Annotated in this window: 20 protein-coding genes; 16 read left to right on the top strand and 4 right to left on the bottom strand. The window is 37.5% G+C overall.

Annotated features, from left to right (window positions below):
• The first annotated feature begins 140 nt into the window (after positions 1–140).
• A complete protein-coding gene (locus tag ACFINH_RS05830) occupies positions 141–1,532 on the top strand; it encodes an L-serine ammonia-lyase (RefSeq protein ID WP_375620780.1) in 1,392 nt (463 codons plus the stop codon).
• Between the two features lie 1,833 nt (positions 1,533–3,365).
• Here the strand turns inward: ACFINH_RS05830 and ACFINH_RS05825 are convergent.
• Positions 3,366–3,644: a hypothetical protein gene (locus ACFINH_RS05825; protein WP_375612117.1), complete on the bottom strand. Its 279-nt coding sequence runs from the start codon at positions 3,642–3,644 to the stop codon at positions 3,366–3,368.
• 32 nt (positions 3,645–3,676) lie between these two features.
• On the bottom strand, positions 3,677–5,026 hold the full coding sequence (locus ACFINH_RS05820; protein ID WP_375632377.1) for a D-alanyl-D-alanine carboxypeptidase: 1,350 nt from the start codon (positions 5,024–5,026) through the stop codon (positions 3,677–3,679).
• A 234-nt stretch (positions 5,027–5,260) separates the two neighbouring features.
• On the opposite strand from ACFINH_RS05820, the gene clpS reads away from it, so the two are divergent.
• Both clpS and clpA read left to right on the top strand, forming a co-directional pair.
• The gene (clpS, locus tag ACFINH_RS05815; protein ID WP_375612119.1) at positions 5,261–5,632 is read left to right on the top strand and encodes an ATP-dependent Clp protease adapter ClpS; all 372 of its coding nucleotides are present in this window, start codon (positions 5,261–5,263) and stop codon (positions 5,630–5,632) included.
• 6 nt (positions 5,633–5,638) lie between these two features.
• Positions 5,639–7,990, top strand: coding sequence for an ATP-dependent Clp protease ATP-binding subunit ClpA (clpA, locus tag ACFINH_RS05810; RefSeq protein ID WP_375632376.1), 2,352 nt, complete (start codon positions 5,639–5,641; stop codon positions 7,988–7,990).
• A gap of 7 nt (positions 7,991–7,997) precedes the next feature.
• Here the strand turns inward: clpA and ACFINH_RS05805 are convergent, their stop codons facing one another.
• The gene (locus ACFINH_RS05805) at positions 7,998–8,420 is read right to left on the bottom strand and encodes an HIT family protein (protein ID WP_375607220.1); all 423 of its coding nucleotides are present in this window, start codon (positions 8,418–8,420) and stop codon (positions 7,998–8,000) included.
• Between the two features lie 134 nt (positions 8,421–8,554).
• Positions 8,555–9,016: a RidA family protein gene (locus ACFINH_RS05800; protein ID WP_375607219.1), complete on the bottom strand. Its 462-nt coding sequence runs from the start codon at positions 9,014–9,016 to the stop codon at positions 8,555–8,557.
• A gap of 145 nt (positions 9,017–9,161) precedes the next feature.
• Between ACFINH_RS05800 and ACFINH_RS05795 the strand changes: the two genes are divergently transcribed.
• The 13 genes from ACFINH_RS05795 to lpxB all read left to right on the top strand — a co-directional run bounded on the left by ACFINH_RS05795 (position 9,162) and on the right by lpxB (position 23,251).
• Positions 9,162–9,998, top strand: a complete 837-nt coding sequence (locus tag ACFINH_RS05795; RefSeq protein ID WP_375632375.1) for a cell envelope integrity EipB family protein — start codon at positions 9,162–9,164, stop codon at positions 9,996–9,998.
• A gap of 167 nt (positions 9,999–10,165) precedes the next feature.
• Positions 10,166–10,945 carry a 30S ribosomal protein S2 gene (gene rpsB / locus ACFINH_RS05790; protein ID WP_273788135.1) on the top strand — a complete coding sequence of 260 codons (780 nt, stop codon included), beginning with the start codon at positions 10,166–10,168 and terminating at the stop codon, positions 10,943–10,945.
• A 102-nt stretch (positions 10,946–11,047) separates the two neighbouring features.
• Positions 11,048–11,971: a translation elongation factor Ts gene (gene tsf, locus ACFINH_RS05785; protein WP_375630041.1), complete on the top strand. Its 924-nt coding sequence runs from the start codon at positions 11,048–11,050 to the stop codon at positions 11,969–11,971.
• A 157-nt stretch (positions 11,972–12,128) separates the two neighbouring features.
• Positions 12,129–12,848 carry a UMP kinase gene (pyrH, locus tag ACFINH_RS05780; RefSeq protein ID WP_273790666.1) on the top strand — a complete coding sequence of 240 codons (720 nt, stop codon included), beginning with the start codon at positions 12,129–12,131 and terminating at the stop codon, positions 12,846–12,848.
• Between the two features lie 37 nt (positions 12,849–12,885).
• Complete coding sequence (gene frr, locus ACFINH_RS05775; RefSeq protein ID WP_273790667.1) at positions 12,886–13,446, top strand: ribosome recycling factor; 561 nt, start codon at positions 12,886–12,888, stop codon at positions 13,444–13,446.
• A gap of 732 nt (positions 13,447–14,178) precedes the next feature.
• Entirely contained in the window at positions 14,179–14,994 is an 816-nt protein-coding gene (locus tag ACFINH_RS05770) for a phosphatidate cytidylyltransferase (protein ID WP_375613469.1), read from the top strand.
• Positions 14,995–15,009: 15 nt separating this feature from the next.
• Positions 15,010–16,158 (top strand): RIP metalloprotease, encoded by a 1,149-nt coding sequence (locus ACFINH_RS05765; protein WP_375613470.1) that lies wholly within the window; start codon positions 15,010–15,012, stop codon positions 16,156–16,158.
• A gap of 202 nt (positions 16,159–16,360) precedes the next feature.
• The gene (gene bamA, locus ACFINH_RS05760; protein ID WP_375632374.1) at positions 16,361–18,757 is read left to right on the top strand and encodes an outer membrane protein assembly factor BamA; all 2,397 of its coding nucleotides are present in this window, start codon (positions 16,361–16,363) and stop codon (positions 18,755–18,757) included.
• 65 nt (positions 18,758–18,822) lie between these two features.
• Complete coding sequence (lpxD, locus tag ACFINH_RS05755) at positions 18,823–19,869, top strand: UDP-3-O-(3-hydroxymyristoyl)glucosamine N-acyltransferase (protein ID WP_375632373.1); 1,047 nt, start codon at positions 18,823–18,825, stop codon at positions 19,867–19,869.
• 1 nt (position 19,870) lies between these two features.
• Positions 19,871–20,338 carry a 3-hydroxyacyl-ACP dehydratase FabZ gene (gene fabZ, locus ACFINH_RS05750; RefSeq protein ID WP_375632372.1) on the top strand — a complete coding sequence of 156 codons (468 nt, stop codon included), beginning with the start codon at positions 19,871–19,873 and terminating at the stop codon, positions 20,336–20,338.
• Positions 20,339–20,362: 24 nt separating this feature from the next.
• A complete protein-coding gene (gene lpxA / locus ACFINH_RS05745) occupies positions 20,363–21,187 on the top strand; it encodes an acyl-ACP--UDP-N-acetylglucosamine O-acyltransferase (RefSeq protein WP_375609506.1) in 825 nt (274 codons plus the stop codon).
• A 2-nt stretch (positions 21,188–21,189) separates the two neighbouring features.
• Positions 21,190–22,062: an LpxI family protein gene (locus ACFINH_RS05740; protein WP_375632371.1), complete on the top strand. Its 873-nt coding sequence runs from the start codon at positions 21,190–21,192 to the stop codon at positions 22,060–22,062.
• Positions 22,055–23,251, top strand: coding sequence for a lipid-A-disaccharide synthase (gene lpxB, locus ACFINH_RS05735; protein WP_375632370.1), 1,197 nt, complete (start codon positions 22,055–22,057; stop codon positions 23,249–23,251). The genes ACFINH_RS05740 and lpxB overlap by 8 nt, the downstream gene beginning before the upstream one ends.
• Positions 23,252–23,264 lie beyond the last annotated feature (13 nt).

The raw sequence follows: 23,264 nt of genomic DNA, 5'->3' as shown, positions 1-23,264 counted from the left end.
GTGTTGGGTGGTAGCAAGACGAGCGACATTCGTGTTTATTGTTGTCATTTTTTTAGTTTATCTCGCAATTTGATTTTAAGCGGAAGAAACGTTATGAAAAAGCATATATGCTCAAGCTGTACTATAGTTTAAGGTGATACGTGTTTCTATCTGTTTTTGAACTTTTTAAAATTGGGATTGGTCCTTCTAGCTCACATACGATGGGACCAATGACTGCTGCTAATATGTTTTTGCAAAAGATAGGAGATTTTTCTCAGTCGTCTGATGTTCAAGTTTCTCGTATACGTGTTTATCTTTATGGTTCTTTAGCTTTCACGGGTATTGGTCATGCAACAGATAGAGCTATCATATTAGGACTTTTAGGAGAAAAAGCTTCTACTGTTGATCCTGATAGCATGGGGTTTTTGTTAGAAAAAGTTATACGTGAAAAAAAAGTGCAACCAGAAGGTCATCCCGCTTATCAGTTTGATGTGCAACGTGATCTTATTTTTGAACGAAAGCAAATCCTCCCTGGACATACAAATGGACTAGCCTTTGAAGGACTTGATACTGATGGGAATGTTCTGTTGCGGCAGATTTATTATTCTATCGGTGGTGGCTTTGTTGTGACTGAGGATGAATTAAGCCATATGAATGATAATATACAACCAGAAGCATTTGAGGTACCATATCCATTCGATTCTGCTTGTACAATGTTATCAATGGCAGAAAAATCAGGACTTTCAATTGCTGAAATGAAGCGCTTAAATGAAGAAACAAAGATAGAGCGTTCTTCTCTTGATGTAGGGCTTGATGAAATTTTTTCAGCGATGACAAATTGCATTGATAGAGGTCTTTCACAAGAAGGTGAGTTGCCTGGTGGATTGCGTGTTCTAAGGCGCGCTAAAAAGCTGCATGAAACGCTTTTGGAAAAACAAAAGAAAAATTACAATTATCCACTTTGGGCAAATGATTGGCTTTCGGTGTATGCTATAGCAGTCAATGAGGAAAATGCAGCAGGTGGTCGTGTTGTTACAGCACCAACAAATGGAGCAGCCGGTGTCGTCCCAGCCGTTTTGCGTTATTATCTTCAGTTTAATGATGATTCAGATCGAGAGGGAATACATAATTTTCTATTAACGGCAGCAGCTATAGGCGGTGTTATCAAACATAATGCCTCTATTTCTGGTGCAGAAGTTGGGTGTCAAGGTGAAGTTGGAACGGCATCTTCAATGGCCGCAGCAGGGTTGACCGCAGCGTTAGGTGGAACACCAGCTCAAATTGAAAATGCGGCAGAAATTGCGCTTGAACATCACTTGGGAATGACATGTGATCCTGTTGCTGGTCTTGTACAAGTGCCTTGTATTGAGCGTAATGCAATGGGAGCTGTTAAGGCGGTAACGGCTTCTTCTCTTGCATTATATGGTAATGGAGATCATTTTGTTTCTCTTGATGCTTGTATAGAAACAATGCGCCAGACTGGTCATGATATGAGTGAACGCTATAAAGAGACAAGTAAAGGTGGTCTTGCAGTCAATGCGATATCTTGTTAAGAGCTGGAACATTTTTCAATCCATAACTGGACTTTTGGGAGAGAGATCGTATTTCCTAATAAAGCTTATGTTTTTTGTTCCTTATAAATCAAAATTCCACTTTAATGCAGCAGTAGTTTGAAATAAATCTGAGGTGATTCAGTGTTTTCTTAACGAATAATAGGTGTTGCATGCAAGCTTGGAGGGGAGAGTGTTGTACATCTGTTTGATTTGTCTCTAAAGTGGGGAAAAAGTGTAATTTGGAAAAAATAAGAAAGCGTAAAGTAAAATTAGTGATCAATCTGCCATTATTTTTAGCTGGGTTTTATGGCTTTAAAAAGTTTCCATAGCCATATATCTTTTAAGTAATGGAAGATTATGCCTGAGTATCCAAGGAAAATTTGTTTTAAGTCTGAATAATTATGATGAAGAAAGTAGAGTTTTAAAGGTTTTAATTTTTTAAAAGTGAAGTTTTTTTCTACCTAGTATGGTAAAAAATGCCTTGAAAAAAAAACACTAATTTACGATAATTAAGAGATATATTGGAAATATCTTTTTTATTTATAAATTTTGTACCGACAAAAAAATTAAAATAAATAATAACGTATACATTAAGAAATATTTATAAAAATTCTCATGAGAATAGAATGCACACGATAGAACATTGTCGTGTTACGCGTTCGTGAGTTCGTTTTAAAAAAATATCTCTCAGGCCTCCCCCCAAGCTCATTTCGCGATGGCACCTGTGAATGATATAACGGTAAATCCATTGAGCTGTCTCTATCTTTATGCTTAATAAAAAGAAGTACGCTGGCATGGTTACACACTTTACCAGAGCCCCCCCTCTGTACAGGGGGACTAAAGCACTTGGCATTTGAAACGGTTCATTATAGGCATTTTTAGTCTTTTTGGGACAGTTTCACGCTACACACTAATCTCGCTCATAACATGCAAGAGACGGTTTTGATTGATTCAACATAAACAGATTTTAAATGAGAGAATCTTACGATATTCGAGATTCTCATCTAACAAACAAAATAATTAATTATCTTTATAAATCAGTATCTTGCATATGAATAATATAATGTAAGTTTTCCATGAATGGTATAAAATCTATAGAGTATTAGCATCTTTATTTATAAAGGGAGAAAACCAGCACTATCATCCTTTTTTCAACTTTCAATATTACAAAAGATCCTAGTACTTGAAATGATTCATAAGGGATACTTTGATTCCTTTTGTAAATGCTTTATATGTCAATTTTGCTCGTGATGAGCAAGCGAGCGATTTTGACTGATTCAATATAAGAAGTAAAATAAGAGTATTTTACGAAAATCTCTTGTTCAATATGCAAAAAATAAATTATAATTATAAATTAAAATCTTATGGGAATCGTTATCATAATATTTAATCTGATAATTTATTTACGTTTTTTCATCGATAGTATTTGTATTTTCCAATTTTCTGTGCCTGTTGACATAAATACAAGTAAGAGAAGTGAGATTGTTTTTTTTTACAGCGTTTATGTTGTATAGGGAGCGTTATTAAGAGGGATTTTCTTTATTGAACTTTTACAATAATCCCACCAAATGATAAGCTTTCATCTAATGAAGCTATTCATTTTTTCCAGAAAGATATCAAGGATAATTTTTTATATTAAATCCAAAAGTGGAAAAATATTGGGTATTTTTATGTCCTTAACAATGTTTTATTGAAAGCTTGGAGATATTGGATAGTTGGAAAAGCTGTCAGAAAATTCAACAATTTAAGAAAAAAGTATGTTTATCAAAAGGTTTTCTAAGGCTGTAGATAATGGTTAATAATAAAATAATTTTTTAGAGAGGGTCTGTAGAATTAAATATTTGTTGCTCCTAAACGGATTTTAATAGGCACATTACCAGTTTGGCTCGCAACGCGTAAATGAATGCGTACAGGAGGCATTATGAGACGACGGTTGCGCATTGTTTGGCAAATGAGAAGGTTAACAAGAGACTGTGTATCTAATGCAGTCGAATTATATTTTAAACCAGTAAGTTTTGCGGCAGCATCGTGAAGAGAACGCAATGAAAGGAGGGATGATTGCTTCAATAAAACTTCTTTTTTATGGAATGAAGCAAAAGCATTATCTGTCATAATACTATCCTTAACGCAGAATTCAAAAATTTTTAGTAGGCTACAGTATAGCAGTTAAAATTTGCTTTCTTTAATGTAGAGCAAGCATCAAATGCAGCTTTTTTTGATTGAAACCCTGTAAAGCGCGCTCGGTAATAACGCTGCCCATTTTTTTCAAACAGTTGCATATGTGAAGATGCGTTCTTTAAAGTAGAAAAAGCTGTATTTTTTGCTTTTAAAAGTAGAGTTTTTGCTTGTTCTTCACTAGGAAGAGAACCAATTTGGATAGCCCATCCGGCATTTTCGGACAAAGAGACTGTTACAATTTTATGAGTCTCAGCCGGTATAGTTTTTTGAGGATTCGGTATTGGTATAATTACCTTATTGACAGCCGTTATTGCGATATTGGAGTTTTTAGGTTGTTCTGCAAATGCTGTCAACATAGTCGAAATTTCATCGTCAAAATTACTTGAATCAGCTTTAATGGTCGGTATAGGAGTATTGGCCCCAGTGGGTAAGTGATAGCGTACAGAAGCTATTAAACGTTCACCACTTTTCATTTGGCTTGCTTTGGGCAAATATTGATTCAATAAGCTAGCCATATGCTCGTCACGTGCAGTAGATGATTTACCTCCCATAACAACAGCGACAATAGAGCGCCCCTCAAGACGCATCGAAGTTGCTAAATTAGAACCTGACATTTGTGTGTAGCCTGTTTTAATTCCATCGACACCTTTCATTATTTTAACAAGTTTATTGTGGCTGTTAATTTTATGTCCACGGAAATTAAAACTTTTTGTTTTGAACAATTTATATTGTTTGGGAAAATGTTTACGTAAAGCTAATGACAAAGTCGCTATATCTCGTGCTGTAGAATAATTGCGCACATCCGGAAGTCCTGAAGCATTTGCGAAATGTGTATGTTTCATGCCAAGTTTACGAGCTTTTACTGTCATCATTTGAGCGAATTTTTTTTCACTACCTCCAAGATATTCTGCAATGGCAGCAGCAACATCATTTGCGGATCTTGTAATGAGTGCTTTAGCTGCTGATTCTGCAGAAATTGTTTGTCCTGCTTTAAATCCAATTTTTGTCGGTGGACGCATTGCTGCATAATGTGAAACAGGAATTGGTGTATTTGGTGTCACACGACGCATCTGCATAGCTTCAAAGAGTAAGTACAATGTCATCATTTTTGTTAAAGAAGCAGGATAACGTTTCAGTGTTGCATTGGCTTGAAATAAAGTTTTTCCCGTAGTAGCATCTATAACAATAGCCGCATACTTATCAGGATAGGCCCCTTGAGGTGTGGCGGATGCCCAACAGTAAGAAAAAGCTAACATAACAAAAGAAATTGCTATTATTTTACAGTAGCGCATAATTTTTTGATAATTAATATACACTTGCAGTATCCTATTTCTCCATTTATCCTAAAAAACTTCTATAAAGCTTCCTTTTCTGTAATTTATTGATGCAGTTTAGACGAATGGTATTACTAATTTGTTTACAGAAGTTATTTTATGAGTGAGTGATTGAAGTCTAACCATAGAGGGAAATTTTTTTCTAATACAAACAGGTATTGCAATAGTTATGAAAGAATTTAAAATTAATAAAAATGTGCTGCATGGAAAACGATAATGGGACAGATGCTCATAATAAACTCTATAGCTCATATTATGCATAATGAAAAGGGCAAGAATTGGGATGAAGGTAGGCATGGTGCGGTTATAATGCCTAAGGCTAGAGAAAAACTCGAAAAACCTAAATTATGTCGAGTTTTTTTGCTTAATGATGATTACACACCTATGGATTTTGTTGTTTTCGTTTTGAAGAACTTTTTTAAAAAAAGTTTCGAAGAGGCAACGCGGATAATGTTAAATGTTCATCACAATGGGATAGGAGAATGTGGGACTTACACTTATGAAGTCGCTGAAATGAAAATATTACAAGTGAGGGAATGTGCGCGTCAAAATGAACATCCGTTACAATGTGTAATGGAATGGAAGTGAGGAGCTATGCCATCTTTTACACCTAGTCTTGAAGAGGTTTTGCATCGTGCATTAACAATTGCTACTCAAGCACGGCATGAATATGCAACACTAGAGCATCTTCTACTTGCGCTGTTAGATGATGCCGATGCAAATTCCGTTATTCAGGCTTGCCAAGTAGATGTGGAGGAATTGCGAGAGCGCTTAACCAATTATCTTCGCTCAGAGTTAGATGAACAGATTAGAGCTGATGAGGATACAAAGCCTACAGCTTTTTTCCAGCGTGTTATCCAACGTGCGGTGATTCATGCACAATCAGCTGGAAAAGATGAAGTATCGGGGGCAAATGTTCTTGTTGCAATTTTTTCTGAACGTGAAAGCCATGCAGCATATTTTCTTCAAGAGATGGGAATGACACGCTACGATGCTGTACGTTTTATTTCACAGGGTGTCACGCGTGATGATGGGTTATCCATGTTACTTGAAGGACTTGAAGAGCAATTAGATCAGCAGATTTCGGATAATGGTGAAAGAGGAACAAGTGCTTTAACGAATTATTGTGTTGATCTCAATTGTAAAGCACGTAATGGAAAAATTGATTTATTAATTGGCCGTGAAATAGAAATTTCACGCATGATACAGATTTTATGTCGAAGGTCAAAAAACAATCCGCTTTTGGTTGGTGATCCTGGAGTAGGGAAAACAGCTATAATTGAGGGGTTGGCAAAGCGTATTGTTGATGGGCAAGTGCCTGAAGTTTTATCAAATGCAACAATATTTTCTCTTGATATGGGGGGACTTGTTGCAGGTACACGTTATCGCGGTGATTTTGAAGAACGCTTAAAGCAAGTTATTAAAGAGTTTGAGCTGTATCCAGATGCTATTTTATTTATTGATGAAATTCATACCTTAATTGGAGCAGGAGCGACATTAGGGGGAAATATGGATGCAGCAAATCTTTTGAAACCTGTGTTATCTTCTGGAACTATGCGATGTATTGGTTCGACGACTTACAGAGAATATCGCAAATTCTTTGAACAAGATCGTGCTTTAGAGCGTCGTTTTCAGAAGATTGATATTAATGAACCTTCTGTTACAGATGCGATTAAGATTTTGCAGGGGATGAAGCCTTACTTTGAAGATTTTCATCAGATTAAATATACAGATCAGGCGATGAAGGCATCTGTAGAATTATCTTCACGTTATATAATTGACCGTAGGTTACCTGACAAAGCAATTGATATTATTGATGAAAGTGGCGCAGCGCAAAAGCTTTTGCCACAAAAACAACGCAAGAAGAGTATAGGTGTTAAAGAAATTGAAGCGACTGTTGCCACAATTGCAAGAATTCCATCAAAAACAGTTTCCCGGAATGATCAGAAGATACTGAGTAAGCTTGAAAGAGAACTCAAACATGTTGTTTATGGTCAAGATCAGGCAATTTCCGTCTTAGTTTCATCCATAAAATTGGCGCGAGCAGGTTTACGCGAACCGGATAAACCAATAGGAAGTTATTTATTTTCAGGACCAACAGGTGTAGGAAAAACTGAAGTTGCAAAACAGCTTGCATCATCTTTAGGCATTGAATTATTGCGTTTTGATATGTCAGAATATATGGAACGGCATACGGTAGCACGTTTAATCGGAGCACCTCCAGGTTATATAGGGTTTGATCAAGGAGGTCTCCTTACAGATGCCGTTGATCAGAAACCTCACGCAGTTCTATTGCTAGATGAGATTGAGAAAGCGCATCCAGAGTTATTTAATATTTTATTGCAGGTAATGGATTATGGTAGATTAACAGACCATAATGGTAAGAAAATTGATTTCCGCAATGTTATTTTGATTATGACAACCAATGCTGGTGCTTCAGATATGGCAAAATCAGCTATTGGATTTGGGAAAGTACATCGTGATAGTGAGGATATAGAAGCAATCAATCGGTTATTTACACCAGAATTTCGTAATCGGTTAGATGCAATTATTCCGTTTGCACCTTTATCTCATTTAATCATCAATCAGATAGTGCAAAAATTTATTTTTCAGCTTGAAGCACAATTAGCTGATCGGGGAATTTGTTTTGAATTAAGCCCTTCTGCAACTTTATGGCTTTCTAATAAAGGATATGATTCTCAGATGGGAGCACGCCCATTAGGGCGTGTTATACAAGAATATATTAAAAAGCCATTAGCTGATGAAATTTTATTTGGAAAATTACGCAATGGTGGTACCGTTCGCGTATTGACACAAAAATCAAATGGTAAAAAAGAAAGCTTACAGTTAGAAATTTCATCTTCCGATATATCTGTAAGTTCAAAGAAAAGTAAAATGGAAAATTTTACAAAAAAACGTGTAGGAAAAAAAAGTACAGCAACTTAAGAGTGTGTTATAAAGCTGCACGGATTTTTTTTGCATTCTCTTCAAGTATTTCTGGAGGCGTTACCATATCATTATGAGGGGTAAGCTCTATTCCCTCCATACGTGGTATAATATGAAAATGAAGGTGATAGACGGTTTGTTGACTAGCTGCTTCATTAAATTGCATGACAGTTATGCCATCTGCTTGAAAGGCTTTTTTGACAGCATTTGCAATTTTTTGAACAGCTTTAATAACAGGAAATAATGTTTCAGGATCTGCATCAAGTAAGTTTCTAGAGCCTTTTTTAGGAATGACCAGCGTATGACCTGGTGCCTGTGGCATGATATCCATAAATCCAATAACATCATCATCTTCGTAGACACGAACAGAAGGGATTTCATTGCGAATCAATTTAGCAAAAATATTGTTATTGTCATAAGCTTGTTTCATACAAATATTTCCTTTTATCGTAAGTTTAAGATTCTAATTTAAAAACGAAAAAATGCAAGGTTTATCAGAGTGTAAGACAAAGAAGTATTTTGACTTCAGTTATATTTAGGATAATGCACTGTCTTAATGAAGGTTTAGATTTCTATGATGGCTTCAACTTCTACAGGAACATCCATAGGAAGAGAGGCAACACCAATAGCAGAACGGGCGTGTTTTCCAATTTCACCAAGGATATTGACGAATAAATTAGAAGCTCCATTGGCAACAAAAGGAATATCGGTAAAATGAGAATCTACAGCCACAAAAACAGTAATTTTGACCACACGTTTTATTTTATTTAAGTCACCCAGAGTTGCCTTGAGTTGCGCGAGAATATTGAGAGCGCAAGCTTCAGATGCTTTTTGGGCTTGTTCGGTATTCACAGTTGCACCAACTTTACCGATGGCTATTGGTTTTCCATTAATAAGAGGGAGTTGTCCAGAAATAAAGAGTTGATTGCCACTTTGTGAAGTGGTGATGTAATTGGCAAGGGGGGAGATTACTTCAGGAAGAGTGATTCCGAATTTTTCTAAGTTTTTTTCAATCATATTGGTCATAATTTTAACTCCATAGCTGCTCTATAATATATTCATTGCATAATCTATTTTTTGATTTAAGAAAATGTGTGGTTAATTGAGAAATTAACCTTTTTTGCCTTATTGTATGATGTTATGCAACGGGGATAAAGTTCGGAAGTTGGGAATGATTAGATCATTATTTATAATAATTTTATATATTGTTTTTTTATGTACTGCGAGAGCTGAAGAGCCCATTTTTATTGTGCCTCATCGAGCAATTTATGATTTTCATCTCGATAGTGTTTCTCATGAAATGACAATTTCTGCGATGTCAGGACGAATGGTTTACGAGCTTACTGGTTCGGCATGCCAAGGCTATAGCACACGTTTTCGTTTCATTAGCCGTGTTCACATTGAAGATATGCCAGTACGTTTGACGGATCAACAGACGACGAGTTATGAAACAGGAGACAGCCGTACATTTCGTTTTAATATTACAGATCAAGAGGGAGAAGAGGTTGTGCATCGTGCCGAGGGGGTTGCGGAGCGTACGCAAGGTGGTATCACAGTTACCTTAAAAAAGCCAAAGGAAAAAGAGTATAAGCTTGCAATGGCTGAATTTCCAATGATGCAACTAAAAAATATTATCCGCCATGCAAAAGCAGGAGATCATTTTTACAATGTTACTGTATTTGATGGGACAAATAAAGCAGATAAAGTTATAAAAGAAAGTATCGTCATAGGGGAAAAGAAGACACTTTTATCTGATAGCGAAACGGAAAAAGTAAGAAAATTGGATGAAGAAGAATATTGGCCTGTTACAATTTCTTATTTTGATGATGGAGAAAATAAAGATGGTTTGCCGGTTTATCGTAGCAGTTTTCTCTTACATGAGAATGGTGTCATGCGTGATCTTCATATAGATTATGGAACTTTTTCAGTGCGTGCAAAATTGAACAGTCTCGAATTCTTGGAACTTGGAAAAGATCTTAATCAATGTGAAAATGCAAATATTAAATGATTAAAGAAAATAACTTGAAAAAGAATCAAATATTAGTATGTTTGCGCTATTCCACACGCGGAGTCTGGGTGTTTGCAAATGATCTGTGAGAAACTTCTAGCAAGCATCCGCCGGTAGCAGGTCTTCCTGCTTTTTCCGCGGAGGTTGAACCGGAAAGGATAAGATTTATGGCACTACCCGATTTTACTATGCACCAGCTTTTAGAAGCCGGTGTGCATTTTGGTCACCAGACTCATCGCTGGAATCCCAAAATGACTCCCTATATTTATGGTCAGCGTAATAATATCCATATTATTGATCTTGCTCAGACCGTTCCACTTTTACACCAAGCACTTAAACTTGTTTCAGATACTGTAGCGCGTGGTGGTCGTATTCTCTTTGTTGGTACGAAACGACAAGCATCTGACATTATCGCAGATGCGGCGAATCGTTCTGCCCAGTATTACGTTAATGCACGTTGGCTTGGCGGCATGCTCACAAACTGGAAAACGATTTCCAATTCGATCCATCGTTTGCGGAAGCTTGACAAAATTCTTGCTGCTGAAGCGCAAGGCTTTACTAAAAAGGAACGTTTAAATCTTGAACGTGATCGTGAAAAGCTTAATCGTGCGCTTGGTGGTATTAAAGATATGGGTTCTGTTCCAGATCTTATCTTTGTTATCGATACGAATAAAGAAAATATTGCACTCCAAGAAGCAAAGCGTTTAGGTATTCCAGTGATTGCTATTATTGATACCAATTGTGATCCCGATGACGTAACACATCCAATACCAGGTAATGACGATGCTTCACGTGCAATTTCTCTTTATTGCGATCTTTTTGCCCGTGCTGCTCTTGATGGTATTGCACGCCAGCAAGGAGCAATGGGTATCGATTTAGGAGCTCAAGTTGATGCACCTGTGGAGCCTATTTTGGAAGAAAATGCAGTTTCAGAAGTTTCTGAATAATATAAAATGCCTAATTAAGGTACTTTTATTGTCTAAAGAAGAAGTTATAGGCGTGCAGAGGGATTTTGCACGCTTTCACTGTTATAAAATAAAGAGGCAAATATGAGCATTACTGCTGCACAAGTAAAAGAACTTCGAGAACTATCTGGCGCTGGTATGATGGACTGTAAAGCCGCCCTAGCAGAGACCAATGGTGATATGGAAGCTGCTGTTGATTGGCTTCGTAAAAAAGGAATAGCTAAAGCAGATAAAAAGGCTGGTCGTACAGCAGCTGAGGGATTAATCGGAGTCGTATCAAAAGATTCACATGCAGTTTTGGTTGAGATTAATTCTGAAACAGATTTTGTTGCGCGCAATGATGGATTCCAAGACATCGTGCGTAAAGTAGCAACTGCTGCCTTAGATACGCCAGGGGATGTTGAATCTGTTTCTGTTTCTCTTTATCCAGGTTCTGAGAAGACTGTAGAGCTTACGATTAAAGATGCAATTGGTACAATTGGCGAAAATATGACATTTCGTCGTTCCGCTAAATTGTCTGTTGAGAATGGTGTTGTTGCGACTTATATACACAATAGTGTGGCTGATGGGCTTGGAAAACTTGGTGTTTTGGTTGCGATTGAAACAACAGGAAATAAGGAAGCTGCTCTTGCTTTTGGTCGGCAGGTCGCGATGCATATTGCGGCAACCAATCCATTAGCACTTACAGCACAAGATGTTGATGCTGCTGCTGTTGAGCGAGAAAAAGCAATTTTTTCAGATCAAGCGCGTCAGTCTGGAAAACCTGAAAATATCATTGAAAAAATGGTAGAAGGACGTATGCGTAAGTTTTTTGAAGAGGTTGTTTTGCTTTCTCAAGCTTTTGTTATGAATCCTGATATAACTGTTGAGGCCGCTCTAAAGGATGCTGAGAAATCAATTGGTGCTCCAGCAAAAATTACAGGCTTTATTCGTTTTGCATTAGGTGAAGGTGTGGAAAAAGAGGAGTCTGATTTTGCTGCAGAGGTTGCTGCTGCTGTAAAAGGCTAGTTATTGCAAACTCTTGATCAGAGATTTAAAGTCATATCATTGGTTGTAGAATCTCTGAGGGGAACAATGTAATTGTTGAGAGGGCGTCACGTGAAAAAAGTGGTGCCCTTCGTGATGTCAAAAGCAAAAAGTAAATGGGCTTTTGGGGAGATTATTAATGGCATTAGCACTTCCGTATAAACGTATTCTTTTAAAGGCTTCTGGTGAAGCTCTTATGGGAGGGCAGAATTTTGGCATTGATGTTTCTGTTGTAGACCGTATTGCCGCTGATATTGCAGAAGTGCGCACAATGGGGATAGAAGTTGCGGTTGTTATCGGTGGGGGAAATATTTTTCGTGGCGTTGCTGTTGCTTCGCATGGTGGGGACCGAGTGACAGGTGATCATATGGGAATGCTTGCAACTGCTATTAACTCTTTAGCATTGCGAACATCTTTGACAAAATTAGGGGTTGAAACTGTTGTACTCTCTGCGATTGCTATGCCACAAATTTGTGAAAGTTTCTCGCAACGTAAAGCAATAGCTTATATGAATCAGGGAAAAGTTGTTATTTTTGCAGGTGGTACAGGAAATCCATTTTTTACCACTGATTCTGCTGCTACTTTACGTGCAGCAGAAATTGGTGCGGATGTCCTTCTTAAAGGAACACAAGTTGATGGTATTTATTCAGCAGATCCAAAAATAGACCCTACGGCGAAGCGTTTTGACCAATTAACACATGTTGAAGTTTTGCAATGGGGATTATCTGTTATGGATTCAACGGCGGTCACTTTAGCACGTGAGAACAATGTACCGATTATTGTGTATTCCATTCATGAAAAAGGCGGTTTGGCTAAGGTCTTGAATGGAACAGGACGCTTTACAATAGTATCGGAATAAGGGTAAGCTTCAAAGGACAATTGAAGGAGACAGAAATATGAATGTTACATCAATTATGGATGATCTGAAACGTCGCATGGATGGTGCCATTACGGCTTTTAAACATGAATTAGGTGGTTTGCGGACCGGACGTGCATCGGCCAGTTTATTAGAACCGTTGACCGTTGAATCTTATGGTTCTGTTGTGCATATAAATCAGGTTGCTAATATTTCTGTTCCCGAACCTCGGATGCTTTCTGTTTCTGTATGGGATAAAACGATGGTCGGAGCTGTAGAGCGCGCTATTCGCGATTCTGGTCTTGGTTTAAATCCCATAACTGATGGTACGAATCTACGTATTCCTTTGCCTGAATTGAATGAAGAGCGCCGTAAAGAACTTGTAAAAATTGCGCATCACTATGCAGAGCAAGCGCGTGTTGCTACACGTCATGTTCGTCGGGATGGTCTGGACAATTTGAAAAAGTTAGAAAAAGATGGTGAAATTGGACAAGATGAAGCCCATAGTTTGTCTGAAAAAGTTCAAAAACTCACGGATGAAACTATTGCTGATATTGATAAAATTTTAGCCGTAAAAGAATCTGAAATTATGCACGTTTAAGACGATTTTGTCACTAGAAAAAGGATATTTACTCCCAGCCTGTAAATTGTTTCTAGGGATAATTGTAGGGAGTGGTGTGCTCTGTGGTAGCAAGGTGTGATGCAGGAAGGTGTTCTATCATTTTGATATGGGAGAGACTGATTTGAAAGGGCAGATGTTTTTATTTTTTAGTCTGCGTGATAAATCATGCCCTTTGCTGGGAGACACTATTTAACAGCATGGTGCGGGTTTTTAGTTGAGCACGTCTTTGTTAAAATGCATAATGAAAGCATTATTAGAAATTATTCAAATATTCTAAGATGAAGGTTGTGGAAAGAATATAATGCAAAAAAACAAGTCTAACCTTTCTCTTATTTCTCATTATAAAACATGTGAGTATAATTGATCAAGCAGATGTTATGTGGCGTAATTCATTTTTTAATGACGAATAGTTGATAGAAAAGTGTTTTTATACGAAACCTATATTAGTTAATTTGTATGGGGCAGAGGTAACTGCTTTTTCATTTTATATTTGAGAAAATATTAAAAAAATATTTTATAATTTTGACGGAGATTTTTGAAGCTGTTTTCATTGATTATTAGTTTCATAAGCGCTATCTTAGTAGACTGAATTATTTATGATAAATTATAAGAGAAATTATACAGGTATGAGATAAAAATACTGCGTAGGGGAATTTTTCTTGCGTTAATTTTAGAGCTTGTATTTTCTATTTTTATTGTTTGGATGTTGTTTTGTCTAATTTGGTTTATCGTATTCTGACAGCTTTTGTTTTTGGCATTATTGCGTTGTATCTAACATGGTTGGGAGGAAACTTCTTTTTTTTATTTGTATGGTGTATTGGCGGTTTTGTTCTTTATGAGTGGATGAGTATTACTAAAGAGAAATGGTGTATTTTACAAAAAATATTAGCAAGTATCTTTTATTTAATCTTTGGCTTTTTTTTAGTATTGAGTGTATCTGCTTCATTGATTTTTTGTGTTTTAATCGTTTTAGCTACAGTGTTAGCTATTATATCTATAAAAAAGAGTGGTTGGGTTTTTTGTGGTTTTTTATATGCATCTTTTCCTGTTGTTGCTTTATGCTTTCTACGGGATCATGAAATGTTGGGGTTCCAAGTTGTTATTTTCTTATTTACGATAGTGTGGGGAACAGATATTGGTGGTTATTTTATCGGACGTGCATTAGGGGGCCCTAAATTAGCACCACAATTTTCTCCTAATAAAACATGGTCAGGAGCACTTGGTGGTACATTTGTCGGAGTTTTCGGTGGTATATGGGTTGCTTTTGGATTTTTTGATATAAATTTAGCCAGTTTTTTTGTGCCACTCCTTACACTTGTTTTGTCAATTGTTTCACAATTGAGTGATTTAGGGCAATCATGGCTCAAAAGACGGTTTTCTGTTAAAGATTCTAGTTCTTTATTGCCTGGACATGGTGGTTTTATGGATCGTATAGATGGATTGGTAGGGGCAGCTTTTCTTCTTTATTTAATTGGTTCATTTATGTCTGATATGGATGCGCCTTTTAATCTTTTTAGTATGATCTAATTGGGAGAAAATAGTTTGGAACTTTTAAATCATATCGTCACTATGGGTGATTTTCTTTTAAGAAGTTTGAGTATTCTTTTCATCATTATGATTATCATTTTTGTGCACGAATTTGGGCACTATCTCATTGGTCGGTGGTGTGGTATTAAGGCGTTAATTTTTTCGCTTGGATTTGGACCAGAAATAGCGAGTTATACAGATAAGCATGGCACGAAGTGGCGTTTAGCACTTATCCCCTTAGGAGGTTATGTAAAATTTGTTGGGGATGAGGAAAAAATCGATACGGAATCATCCCAATCATCTCTGATTGTTGATGGTTCATTTGCTAGTGCGCATGCTTGGAAAAAAGCAGCAACTGTTTTTGCCGGTCCTTTCTTCAATGCCCTTTTTACTGTTGTTATTCTAACATTTTTTTTCTTTATCTATGGTCGTGTAGCCATTGAGCCCGTTGTTGGTTCTTTGGTAAAAGATAGCCCTGCTCTTCAATCCGGTTTGGAATTAGGTGATCGTTTTGTTGAAATGGATGGACGACGGGTTGAAAGCTTTGAAGATTTGATGAATTATGTAGCTTTTCACGGAAGAGAACCCATAGAGTTTAAAATAGAACGCATGGGGCGAGTCTTTACAACGATGATTACCCCGAAAGTCGTTGAGCGAGATGATGGATTTGGTAATCGAACACGAAGTGCTATGATAGGTGTAGGTGTTCCTGTTGATTTAAATAATCCTGCACGTTTAGATCCAACTTATATAAAACATATTCGCTATGGTTTTGTAACAGCTGTAAGAAAAGCGTCAGACCGTACTGTGTTTATCGCCACTCAAACCGTTCTTTTTATGAGTCGTTTAATAGGAGGCAAAGAGGATCGTTGTCGGCTAAGTGGACCTTCTAAAACCGTTAAAATTGCTTGGAAAGTGAGCGAGACAGGTTTTATCTCTTTGTTGAATTTGGCAGCTTTTCTTTCAATAAGTGTTGGGCTTATTAACCTTTTTCCGATTCTACCGCTTGACGGTGGGCATCTTTTATTGCATGTCATTGAGGTCATTACTGGGAGGAAAATATCTGCTAAAATTCAGGGAATCGTTTTTCGTTTAGGTTTTTCCATTCTTCTCCTTTTTATGATCTTTGTCTTTTTTAATGATTATTTTTGTTGGTTTAGCTAATTAAATTATGGAAAACGCTTTATAAATTAAGTAATAATAGCAAAAACAAATTGAAGGTTGTTTACCATGTCTACAAAATGTTGTGGCGTTGTACATTATAATGAGTAATTAAGGAATGAAAAGTCTCGCTGTAAAAAGGTTGTTATGGCAGTTAGCTTTTAAGGCATCATGTCCAAGGAACGAGAGTAAGGTAAAAAAGCCAATGACTACGAATTCAAAGTTTTTAAATGCAGCATCTGTATTGGTGTTAAAGATGGGGATGATTGCCCCAGCAACGGTTTTTATGTCAATTGCTGCGGTCGGAGAAATACAAGCGTCTGTAGTCCGCTCTATTGAGGTTCGTGGGAATAAGTTTGTAAGTTCTCAGGCGATTCGAGACAATATGGGGATTAAGGTTGGGCAAGGTGTTTCCAGTGGTGATGTTGATAGTGCTGTGAAGAACCTTTTCGAATTGGGTTTATTTTATGATGTTAAAATAAATCCGGTGGGTGATAAATTGGTTGTATTCGTAAAAGAATATGAGGTTGTCAATCAAATATTGTTTCAAGGAAATAAATCTTTTAAAGACCCAGATCTTAAGCGGTTTATTTCTTTAAAACCGAATGAGCCTTTTAATTCTGCTAAGCTTTCTGCTGATATAAATACAATTCGTGAGGCTTATAAAACTCTTGGTCGTAATAATATCACTGTTAACGTTCAAACGATTAACCTTGGAAAAGGGCGGGTTAATGTGGTATTTAATGTCGTTGAAGGGAAAAAAACAAAGATTGGTGATATCACTTTTAAGGGAAATAATGTCTTTGGAAGTCGCCGTTTGCGTGATGTGATTTCAACAAAAACTTCGGGAATTTTTTCGAAGTTATTGGGAGGTGATGTTTACAGTGAAGAGCGCCTCGCTGTTGATGAAGAAGCTTTACGTCGCTTTTATTATAACCGTGGTTATGCAGATTTTCGTGTAGTCTCTTCTAAAGCAATTTTTGATGCAGCAAGCAATACGTATAAAATTTCTTTCGTTCTTGATGAGGGTGCGCTCTATAAAATTAGCGATATTCAGGTTGAAAGTGATGTTGATGGAATTGACGTTCAATCTGTGAAAAGGATACTTAAAACCCAGCCAGGTAATGTTTATAGTGCAGAAGATATTGAACAGTCTGTTGCAACTATTAATAACAAAGTTGCTGATTCGGGATATGCTTTTGCTAAAGTTGAACCGCGGGGAAATCGTAATTTAGCAAATCATACAATTTCAATTTTATATAATATTGAACAGGGAACACGTGCTTATATTCAACGTATTGATATACGTGGCAATGAGAAAACGCGTGATTACGTCATTCGCCGTGAGATTGATTTAAACGAAGGAGATGCTTACAATCAAACTTTATTACAGCGGGCAAAACGTCGTCTAGAAAGTTTAGGTTTCTTCAAAGCCGTTAATATTTCAATGGTTCCTACAGATCAATCTGACCAAGTTGTTTTGGTAATAGATGTCGTTGAAGCTTCAACAGGAGATCTCTCTCTTTCTGGAGGGTATACAACAGGGGGAACAAGTCCTGGTATGTCACTTGAAGTTTCTGTTACTGAACGTAATCTTGGGGGACGTGGTCAATATGTTCGTTTAGGATTAGGTGCGGGGCAAGAAAAATCTCGTAATTATAATTTATCATTTGTTGATCCTTATTTCTTAGGGTATCGTTTATCTGCTGGTGTTGATGTTTTTCGTAGTACTTATCGTGCTGATAAAGCCTATGATGTACGGCAGACAGGTGGATCGCTGCGGTTTTCGTTACCTATTAATAATCAATTATCTGCTAATGTAGCTTATTCTTATGTGCAGGAAGAATATGATTTTGGCGGAGAGTATGATTTTGACAAAGAGAGTGACATAATAGAATTATATGGGAAATATTCTGGTGCGATTGTTCAAGCTGCAAAACACAGCCCTTGGAAACGTTCATCAATTAGTTATGGTTTCACCTATAATACGATTGATGATATGAGATCCCCCCATGATGGGTGGTACGTGCATCTGCTTCAGGAATATGCAGGGCTTGGTGGGAGTGCAAAGTTCTTGAAGACCACGGGTAAGGCGATGATGTACAAGACTCTTTCTGACCAGAAGGATATTGTTGGTTTGCTTTCCTTTGGGGGTGGTTATATCCACGGAATGGGCCGAGATGGTGTTCGTATTTTCGATATGTTTAAAGTAAATTCTGATATGATTCGAGGGTTCAAATATAATGGAATAGGTCCGCGTCAGGTTTCCAGTAAGGGTGAGGTTTATTTCTTGGGGGGAACGACATATATGAATGCGACTGCTGAAGTACAGTTCCCTATCCCTGTCGTTCCTGAAGGATTTGGGTTGCGCGGTGCTTTATTTGCAGATATTGCCACGCTTTATGGCAATAATTATAAAGCCGTTTTTAAGGGTGAACCATCTGTTACCAATACCAAAAGTGCTTGGCGTTCATCTGCAGGTGTGAGTTTGATGTGGGATTCTCCGTTTGGTCCTTTGCGTTTTGATTATGCTTGGCCAATAACGAAGCAGGAAGGTGATCGTTTGCAACAATTGAACTTTGGTATTTCTACGAAGTTCTGATTTGAGCGATTTTAAGAAGGAAAAACTTGAAGAGAATAGCTTAAGCTGGGAGAGAAAGTGTTTTGATGGCGGATACATTTTTTTTTACGCCGTCCCGACGATTGACAGTTGCAAATGCTGCTGAGTTGACGGGTGCAAAGCTTCTTAATCCAGAGTTTTCTCATAAAGTTATCAATACTCTTTCTTCACTTGAGAGTGCTGTGGAAGGTTCGCTTGTTTTTGTAGAGCATCGGAAGTTTTCTGATGCTTTACTGGACAGTTCTGCTGTTGCTGTTTTGTGTACGAATGAGATTGTTTTTAAAGTTCCCGAAACTATGGCAATTTTGGTGACATCCACACCACAGCGTGACTTTGCTCAGATTGGTCGTATTTTGTTTCCAGATTCTGTCAAGCCAATGCCTTGGTTGGGGCAGAAGGGGATTTCATCGCATGCGTATATTCATCCAACGGCTAAGTTGGCACATGATGTGTGTATTGAAGCGGGAGCTGTTATTGGTAAAAATGTTGAGATTGGTGCAGGAACTCTTATTTCATCCACAGCTGTTATCGGTGAAAATTGCCGTATTGGATGTGACTGCTATATTGCTCCTAAGGTAACAGTTCAGTGTTCTATAATAGGTGATAAGGTTCAGCTTTACCCTGGTGTTTGCATTGGGCAAGATGGTTTTGGTTATGTTGGGGGCGTTTCTGGAATCGAAAAAATTCCACAGCTTGGTCGCGTTATTATTGAGGATGGTGTAGAAGTTGGTGCGAACACGACAATTGATCGTGGAACATTTCAAGATACTGTTATTGGTGAAGGAAGCAAGATTGATAATCTTGTACAAATTGCCCACAATGTAAAAATTGGCCGCTATTGTCTTATTGCCGCTCAATGTGGCATTGCGGGAAGTACATCTATAGGGGATATGTCTCAGCTTGGCGGAAGTGTGGGAGTAGCTGATCACATCATAATAGGTAAATCTGTTCAGATTGCTGCTCGTAGTGGTGTTATGAATGACATTCCGGATGGCGAAAAATGGGGAGGTAGTCCAGCGCGACCATTTAAACAATGGTTTCGTGAAGTAGCGGCATTGCGCAGTATGGGAAAAGTTAAAAAGGAGAAACGCTGATATGATCAGCAGTGAAAAAACTAAAAACTTAGAGGCTGTCGATATTGAAAAACTATTATCAATATTACCGCACCGTTATCCATTTTTATTAATTGATCGTATCGTTGATATTGATGGTGAACAAGAAGCGATTGGTATTAAAAATATAACGATTAACGAGCCACATTTTATGGGACATTTTCCCTCAAAGCCTGTTATGCCTGGAGTTTTGATTTTAGAAGCTATGGCACAAACGGCAGGAGCAATAGCACTTTTAAATTTAGGCAATAAGCAAACAAATTTAGTTTACCTTATGACGGTTGATAATGCGAAATTTCGTAAGCCTGTTATGCCTGGTGATCAGCTCAAGATTTATGTTCAGCTTTTGAAAAAAAGATCTGGTATGAGACGTTTTTCATGTGTTGCAAAAGTAGAAGATGTCCGCGTCGCTGAAGCAGAAATTGCTGCGATGATTGTCGAAGAAGAATAAACGATATTTGATGGGAATTTAAAAATGTCCGGTACGAAAATCCATCCAACTGCTCTTGTGGAGAAGGGAGCGCAGCTTGGTGAGAATGTACGCGTTGGACCATTTTGCCATATTAGTTCAGAGGCTGTTATTGGTGATGAATGTAGTTTGACAAGTCATGTTGTAATAATGGGAAAGACAACGTTAGGAGCCAAGAGTAAAGTATTTTCTCATGCCGTTTTGGGGGCAGATCCGCAAAATAATAAACATAAAGGAGGGGCTACAACTCTTTTTATTGGTAAGAATTGTACGATTCGTGAAGGTGTAACAATGCATAGGGGTTCCGATTCGAGTGTAGGAATGACAGTTGTTGGTGATAATTGCCAATTTTTTTGTTATGCGCATATCGCTCACGATTGTTATGTAGGCAATCATGTAACATTTGCCAATAACGCAATGATTGCTGGTCATGTTACTATTGGTGATTATGTGATTATTGGTGGTGGTGCTGCTGTTCATCAATTTGTTCGTGTTGGACATCATGCATTTATCGGCGGCGTATCTGCACTGGTTGGTGATCTGATACCTTATGGAACAGCTGTTGGTGTGCAGGCAAAACTTGCTGGACTCAATATTATTGGCATGAAGCGTGCAGGACTTGAGCGTCAAGATATTCATGCACTCCGTCATGCGGTTGCTATGCTTTTTGATCATAGCAAACCATTTAAAGAGCGTGTCAGTGATGTTGCTTCTTTCTATTCTTCTTCTCAGTCTGTTTCTGAAGTTGTTAATTTTATTAAAGAAGAAGGAAAGCGTTTTTATTGCACACCAAAATTTGAAGGTGTTAGAATAAAAGAACATAAGGATTAAAAATGCCTATTTGGGGAGCCAGAAGTTTTCTTTCCGGCCGTACTGCTATTATAGCAGGAAATGGTGTTCTACCGATTACTGTTGCGCAGACTCTTGAGAAGAATGGAGAAAATCCTTTTCTTGTGCTTTTGCATGGTGAGGCAGATTCTGTTCTTTATCGCTATGAGCATTGCGAGCTATCAATTGTAGAGTTAGCACGACTCGTTAAAATTTTAAAAGAGGTTGGTGTATATAATGTTGTTTTGGCAGGTGGTGTGAAAAAGCGTCCACTTCTTAAACAATTGCGACTGGACTGGACAACATTTTTAGCTCTTCCTAAGTTAATTGGAGCTTTGAGGAGGGGAGATGATGCGTTATTAAAAGCTTTTATACGGATTATTGAAGCACACGGTTTTTGTGTTATTGGTGCTCACGAAATAGTCCCAGATCTTTTAGCTCCCATAGAATTTAATTTAACAGTACGGCGTGCTACTCCAAAAGAGAAAAAAGATATTTTTTTAGCAGCAAAAGCAGCAAAGCTTTTAGGGCAATTGGATATTGGGCAAGCCGTTGTCGTTGTCCAAGGAAGGGTGGTTGCTCTAGAGGGCGCTGAGGGAACTGATAATATGTTGTGGCGTATTTGTGAAATGCGAGAAAGAGGGCAAATTCCCCTTAAAGGTGGCATTCTTGTAAAATGCGCAAAACCACAACAGGATAATCGCGTTGATTTGCCATCAATTGGGCCCGCGACAATAATGAATATTGCAAAGAGTGGTTTATCTGGTGTTGCGGTGGAGGCAAATAGAAGTCTAATATTATCAGTGAAAACAACAATAGAAAAAGCCAACAAATATTCTCTATTTATAGAGACATTTGAAAAGTTTGGTCATGAATAATTGTTTCTTAAAGATTGCAGTGGTTTCAGGTGAAGAATCTGGTGATTTACTTGGGGCCGATTTAATTTCTTGTTTATCACAACAGATAGGATGCAATATTCATTTGATTGGTGTTGGGGGGAGGCATTTAAAGGCATTAGGTTTAAAAAGCTTTTTTGATTCCCATGATATTGCTTTAATAGGTTTAAAGGAAGTATTGAAAAAACTACCATTGTTATTGCTACATATTCGCAATTTATCCAAATTTATTGCACAAGAACAACCTGATTGTTTAATTATTATTGATAGTCCTGATTTCACGCATCGTGTTGCAAAAAAAGTACGTGCTTTAGCGCCTTCTATTCCTATCATTAAATATATTGCACCAACCGTTTGGGCATGGAGACCAGAGCGTGCAAAAGCTATGTGTGGATTTGTTGATCATATTTTAGCGGTTTTTCCTTTTGAAGAAAAGATTATGCAAGATTTGGGAGGTCCTGCCACGACCTATGTTGGACATCGTCTTTTGACATATCCTCCCCTTTTGAGCGTTCAGTCAGAAAAAAAACACCAATTAGAACAAAGAAATTTGATTGATACACAAACATTATCACCTACATTGGTTATTTTGCCAGGATCACGCAATTCAGAAATTCGTTCCTTAATGCCTATTTTTCGAGAAACAGTAGAGATTCTTGTACAACGTATTCCTCATTTACGTATTATTTTACCAACCCTACCTCATTTGGTAGATAGAATCCGGGACTTTGTGCAGGGCTGGAAAAGCAAGATAGAAATTGTAGTTGGTGAAGATGAAAAATGGCGTGCTTTTGCACAAGCAGATGTTGCTCTTGCTGCACATGGAACTGTTTCACTTGAATTAGCCTTAGCAAAAGTTCCTATGGTTCTTTGCTATAAACTTGATTTCTTTTCTAAATTATTTATTTTTCCTAAAATGATGTTATGGAGTGCTGCTCTTCCAAATATTATTGCTGATAAGCCTATTGTTTCGGAATATTTGAATGAATTAATCCGTCCTGGCATGTTAGCAAGACAGGTAGAACAACTTTTGGCTAATCCTTTATTGCGACAGGCACAACTTGATTCCTTTGAGATGGTAAAACAGAAAATGAAAACTGAAGTACCATCGGGGGTTGTTGGCGCACAAACAATTATCACTTTTTTAAAAAGCAGGAATAAAATTGTATAAATAAAGCAATATT

Source organism: Bartonella sp. AA74HLJMH (assembly GCF_042197045.1).
Lineage (GTDB): Bacteria > Pseudomonadota > Alphaproteobacteria > Rhizobiales > Rhizobiaceae > Bartonella.
The sequence above is the reverse complement of the archived record's forward strand: the minus strand, read 5'-3'. Positions and strand labels throughout refer to the sequence as shown.

Excerpts from the sequence above, each read along its gene's own strand:
- ACFINH_RS05795 (WP_375632375.1), top strand. The coding sequence starts at position 9,162 with ATGATTAGATCATTATTTATAATAATTTTATATATTGTTTTTTTATGT.
- lpxD (WP_375632373.1), top strand. The coding sequence starts at position 18,823 with ATGGCGGATACATTTTTTTTTACGCCGTCCCGACGATTGACAGTTGCA.
- clpS (WP_375612119.1), top strand. The coding sequence starts at position 5,261 with ATGGGACAGATGCTCATAATAAACTCTATAGCTCATATTATGCATAAT.
- rpsB (WP_273788135.1), top strand. The coding sequence starts at position 10,166 with ATGGCACTACCCGATTTTACTATGCACCAGCTTTTAGAAGCCGGTGTG.
- ACFINH_RS05800 (WP_375607219.1), bottom strand. The coding sequence starts at position 9,016 with ATGACCAATATGATTGAAAAAAACTTAGAAAAATTCGGAATCACTCTT.
- lpxA (WP_375609506.1), top strand. The coding sequence starts at position 20,363 with ATGTCCGGTACGAAAATCCATCCAACTGCTCTTGTGGAGAAGGGAGCG.
- frr (WP_273790667.1), top strand. The coding sequence starts at position 12,886 with ATGAATGTTACATCAATTATGGATGATCTGAAACGTCGCATGGATGGT.
- lpxB (WP_375632370.1), top strand. The coding sequence starts at position 22,055 with ATGAATAATTGTTTCTTAAAGATTGCAGTGGTTTCAGGTGAAGAATCT.
- fabZ (WP_375632372.1), top strand. The coding sequence starts at position 19,871 with ATGATCAGCAGTGAAAAAACTAAAAACTTAGAGGCTGTCGATATTGAA.
- ACFINH_RS05740 (WP_375632371.1), top strand. The coding sequence starts at position 21,190 with ATGCCTATTTGGGGAGCCAGAAGTTTTCTTTCCGGCCGTACTGCTATT.
- bamA (WP_375632374.1), top strand. The coding sequence starts at position 16,361 with ATGACTACGAATTCAAAGTTTTTAAATGCAGCATCTGTATTGGTGTTA.
- clpA (WP_375632376.1), top strand. The coding sequence starts at position 5,639 with ATGCCATCTTTTACACCTAGTCTTGAAGAGGTTTTGCATCGTGCATTA.
- pyrH (WP_273790666.1), top strand. The coding sequence starts at position 12,129 with ATGGCATTAGCACTTCCGTATAAACGTATTCTTTTAAAGGCTTCTGGT.
- ACFINH_RS05805 (WP_375607220.1), bottom strand. The coding sequence starts at position 8,420 with ATGAAACAAGCTTATGACAATAACAATATTTTTGCTAAATTGATTCGC.
- tsf (WP_375630041.1), top strand. The coding sequence starts at position 11,048 with ATGAGCATTACTGCTGCACAAGTAAAAGAACTTCGAGAACTATCTGGC.
- ACFINH_RS05825 (WP_375612117.1), bottom strand. The coding sequence starts at position 3,644 with ATGACAGATAATGCTTTTGCTTCATTCCATAAAAAAGAAGTTTTATTG.